At 42.0% G+C, this 4389-nt stretch carries 2 protein-coding genes; both read left to right on the top strand.

What is annotated here, in order from left to right:
• The coding region (locus tag G3O08_RS20355) for a PKD domain-containing protein (RefSeq protein ID WP_163287291.1) at window positions 1–2171 on the top strand (2171 nt) is incomplete at its 5' end.
• Between the two features lie 74 nt (window positions 2172–2245).
• Complete coding sequence (locus tag G3O08_RS20350) at window positions 2246–4198, top strand: T9SS type A sorting domain-containing protein (RefSeq protein ID WP_163287290.1); 1953 nt, start codon at window positions 2246–2248, stop codon at window positions 4196–4198.
• The last annotated feature ends 191 nt before the right edge of the window (window positions 4199–4389 follow it).

Here is a 4389-nt window from a genome sequence, read left to right as displayed (position 1 = left end):
GATCCGGTTGTCAGGGTCCGACACTGGTGGCATCAAATAGTAGTTTTATCGATTGTGCTACCGGGCAGGCAAATATTCAGTACAACCCTTATAGCTATAACATTCTTAGTGAAACCTGGATTTTTCCAGATGAAGCACTAGGTGAAACTTACATCCTCGGCGCCAATGCCTGGGCTACAGCGAGTTTTGAAGAAGCCGGAGTATATCCATTTAACTATTTTGTTGAAACTGATTCATGTACAAAGGGATTTCATCAAAATGTGTATATACCCTTCGTTGGTGATATGTACTACAGCGTAAGCTGCGGTACCGGAAGTTTATATGATGTTACACTTTACGACCACTCCAATATTTTCCCTTTGGAGGTGGGTAGCATGCAACATCTATATGCCTATAGCGATGATGCCGGTACCAGTTGGAACAATATTTCAGGCACCCCTTCAGACCTGTCGGTAAATTTTCAACTCCCGGCCGGCGACTATCAATTCAGAGAGATTATTTACAGCACCTTTACCACTGCTGCACCACCTTGTACCACAATTGTAAGTGTAAACTTACCTGACAAGCCCGATGCTGATTTTGAAATTGTTTCTCCTTTTGAACCGGCTTGTATTAATGATGTGGTGGTGCACTTGAATAACTTAAGCACACCGGTAACAGGGCTTAATTATGTTTGGGATTTTGGTGAAGACAATACAAATTTTCAACCGAATCCGGATAAGGTGTATGCAAGTACAGGTACTCAACTTATTACCCTCACAGCCACGAGCAGCATAGGTTGTTCAGACAGCACCCAAAACACGATTGAGATTCAGGATAACGGGTTATGGAACGGAACGAAACCTAACCTTTTAATCAACCCAGCACCACCCGTTTGTATTGGAATTCCGATAACTTTGACGTATTTCGATATATCATTCGACGACCCTACGGGCTTCATTTGGTATCAAGGCAGCATACCTGTCACCCCGATTGTGACTTCTTCAAGTTTTGATGTTACTTATGCAGGCGATTATTGGGTGATGGGTTCAGATCAATATGGCTGTCAGGTACCATCAGAGCCGGTATCTATTTATTTTACGCCATTACCCACACCTACAATTATCGGCAACCCTAACCAGTGCGATAGCGTACCCTTTACACTTACCAGCTCCATAAATACAGCATCGGGACTAAGCCTTGAATGGGAGCGCAACCCGGGAGGTATTGTAGGTAATAGTGCTACCCTGCTTCAAACACTACCTGTAGGTACATATACCTATACCCTCACAGCTACCCAAAACGGGTGTGATGGTGTAAGTGTGCCTTATACCGTAACTGTGGCAAGCCCTGTTGATACTCCCGCAGTATCATTTAATATTGCGAGCTGCGAGCCTTATGTAGTAGCACTTTCAGCTACCAATGCACAAAACGGTACCTATAATTGGAGCAATGGAAGCACCGGATCTACAATAAATGGCTATCACGGCGGACTCTACGAGGTTTATTTTACCAGCAATAGTGGTTGTGTAAGCAGCAATGAAATAGCTGTTCCGCATTCGCCACAGGAATATATGTGGAATTTTCCGACCGGTTGCTTTTGTACAGATGATTTGCGCGACGGCAATGACCTTACATCATGTGCCGCACAGGCAGGGATTGTAGGTCCCTATAATCCGTTTGCGTATTGGAGCTACCAGGTGAATGGTGTTGACGTATCGACAGGTACGGGAAACCACCCTTTAGGTTTCTCAAATTTTGGACCCGATAGCATCAACCTTATTTTAGACAATGGATTTTGCCAAATAACCAGCGATGCCATGTATCTTAGCGATAGTTGTTCAGCTTCCGGTTCTCAAGGTTTGATTGCAAACGGAACTTCGCCAAATAACCTTGATTCCCAGGCGAACACATTCAATCAAAATTTAGAACAACTTGCACCGGAAATCTTCCTTATACCAAATCCTGCCGCAGATCAAACGCGTATTGAATACCGCTATGATGGCAGTAAAAGTCAAAAAATGATTGAAATATATGATTTGACCGGCAGGAAGGTTAAAACACTTAGACTTCAAAGCGCTGCTGGTAGTATCTCTATGCAATTGGGTGATTTTGTAAGCGGCATTTATCAAATCTGTCTGATGCAAGATGGGCACATCATAGCCCAAAGCAAACTTTCTGTCGCCCCTTAATTCTATTTATCTTGCGGTGCGGTATTAAAACCCCACCGCAAGATATTTATTCAATATCTTTAAAGTCCACTCCCATGAAAAAATCAATCCTTCTACCCTATATACTTCTTTTTATATTTTCCGCTACAAGTCTTATAGCCCAACCCGATTGGCAATGGGGGCAGGAAGTGCGGTTTAATGCCCAAAATATTGCTGTTGATACTTATGGTAATTCCTATGTGACATGGTCATTGCAAGACCCTTACGAAATAGATGGAGACCTTTTTATAAGTAATGGACAGAGTGATGCGGCTTTAACCAGCTTTGACTGCAATGGCGCTCATCGATGGACCAAGATTATTGGTGGTTCGAGTGGCGATGTGCCATTGGGTGTAGATACTGATACTCTGGGAGGAGTTTATGTAACCAGCAATGCCAACGGCGGTCGTCAGGCAAATTATAGTATAAACATTGATTCTGACACTACCATTATTTCTGATCGAAAAGCAATGCTTTTGGTTAAATACGATACGGAAGGTGATTTTAAATGGCTGCGAATGCCCGAAGATACGGTAATCCTTAATTTTCCTGATGACTTACAATTGGGTGTTTTCATTGATGTGGATGTGGCTACCAATGGAGATTGCTTTGTTTACAGCAGATTATTCCCTGGAACTTACGCAGGTGGAGCATTTGAAGCTACTTATGATGCCACATTAGACGGTGGTGAAGATATCTATGCATTAAAATACAACAGCGACGGTATTTTTTCAGGTGGTATACACTTTGATGTTTCTTATACTGGTAGTCTTATTCAAAGAAGCAATCTAATCAGAGACCACTATACTGGGAAGTTTTACATGTCAGGATATCTCTCATCCGATGATGATATTGTCATTTTCGGCGGAGAGGAAGTTACCGCCAATAATTATGTCGTTCAATTTGACAGTTTAGGTTTTGTGAATTGGAGGATATCGACTGATGATATAGTCGGTTATAGTTCAGAGTTTGTTGGTAAACCTTCAGTAGATGAATTTGGGAATGTATATGTTACTGGTAACTCTTACAATAATTGTAGTCTCGGAGATTTTACCTTTAATAATTCCATTGATAACTACAATTTTCCAATTTTTGCAAAAATTGATTCTTCCGGTAATATCATTTTCACAAACAATGCCTCTGTTCCAGGTACAAGTAAAGGTACAGCAACAGCTTATTCGAGTAACAAAGTGGCTGTAACCGGATCTTATGCAAGTGAGATTTACTGGGGAGACCTGGCAGTTGATGATCCCGACAATAATCAATTAAGAAATGTTTTCTTGGCTTTCTTTGCTCCTTCCGGAATTGGTCTTCCGACCAGTTTAAATGCATTATATGGCTCCCCGGGCGGTAATGAGAGTTCTTCCCTTCTCACCGCCGACAACCAAGGCAACTTTTACGTTGGGGGTCACTTCAGTGGTCAATTACACGTTGGCGATGGCACCCTCTACAATCAAACCGGTACTCAAGAGGGTTTTATCGCCAAGTTTGGTACAGATTCTTGTTATTGCCCGCTGCCCACCGTACTTTTTACTTACGATACTATTCCAAACCAGGCAGGCTATAACTTTGCTTATACCGGCTCGGCAGATGCCGATAGCGTAATCTGGGATTTTGGAGATGGGCAAACAGGCTTCGGTTTTAACCCTTACCACTTTTTTGCAGAAAGTGGGATTTATACCGTTTGTGCTACTGCTTTTAATTCATGCGGAAGCGATTCGGTGTGTATTGCTATTGATGCTTTGGGGCCGGTTGGCATAAAAGCTATAAATGGATTTGAAGAAATACGGGTTTATCCCAACCCTGCTCATGATGTCGTTTACATAAACAATGCCTTGCCAGGTACGCGCATAGATGTGATTAATGCTGTGGGGCAAAACCTGGGAAGTAATATTTTGCAATCAAGCCCGTCCCAAATAGATATTAGCACCTTACCGCCTGGTGTTTATCTTTTGCAGCTTACGGGTATTGATGGTAAACGGGGGTATGGTAGGTTTGTGAAGCAATGATTTATGAAAAACCAAACCAAAAGTCCTATCTTGATCGTTAATTAAATACAACCACCAAACAAGTTTAGTTATGGAAAGACTTTATAAAATTCCGTTTACGCTATTTTTTCTGACCAGCAACATGGTTTCATTTGTTTCAAACGGACAAACTACACGTACCAAATCAGGATCAATTTTTCCCTGTGATGACC

Source organism: Cryomorpha ignava (assembly GCF_010686655.1).
GTDB lineage: Bacteria > Bacteroidota > Bacteroidia > Flavobacteriales_D > Cryomorphaceae > Cryomorpha > Cryomorpha ignava.
The sequence above is the reverse complement of the archived record's forward strand: the minus strand, read 5'-3'. Positions and strand labels throughout refer to the sequence as shown.

Coding starts and splice junctions, on each gene's coding strand:
- G3O08_RS20350 (WP_163287290.1), top strand. CDS start 2,246: ATGAAAAAATCAATCCTTCTACCCTATATACTTCTTTTTATATTTTCC.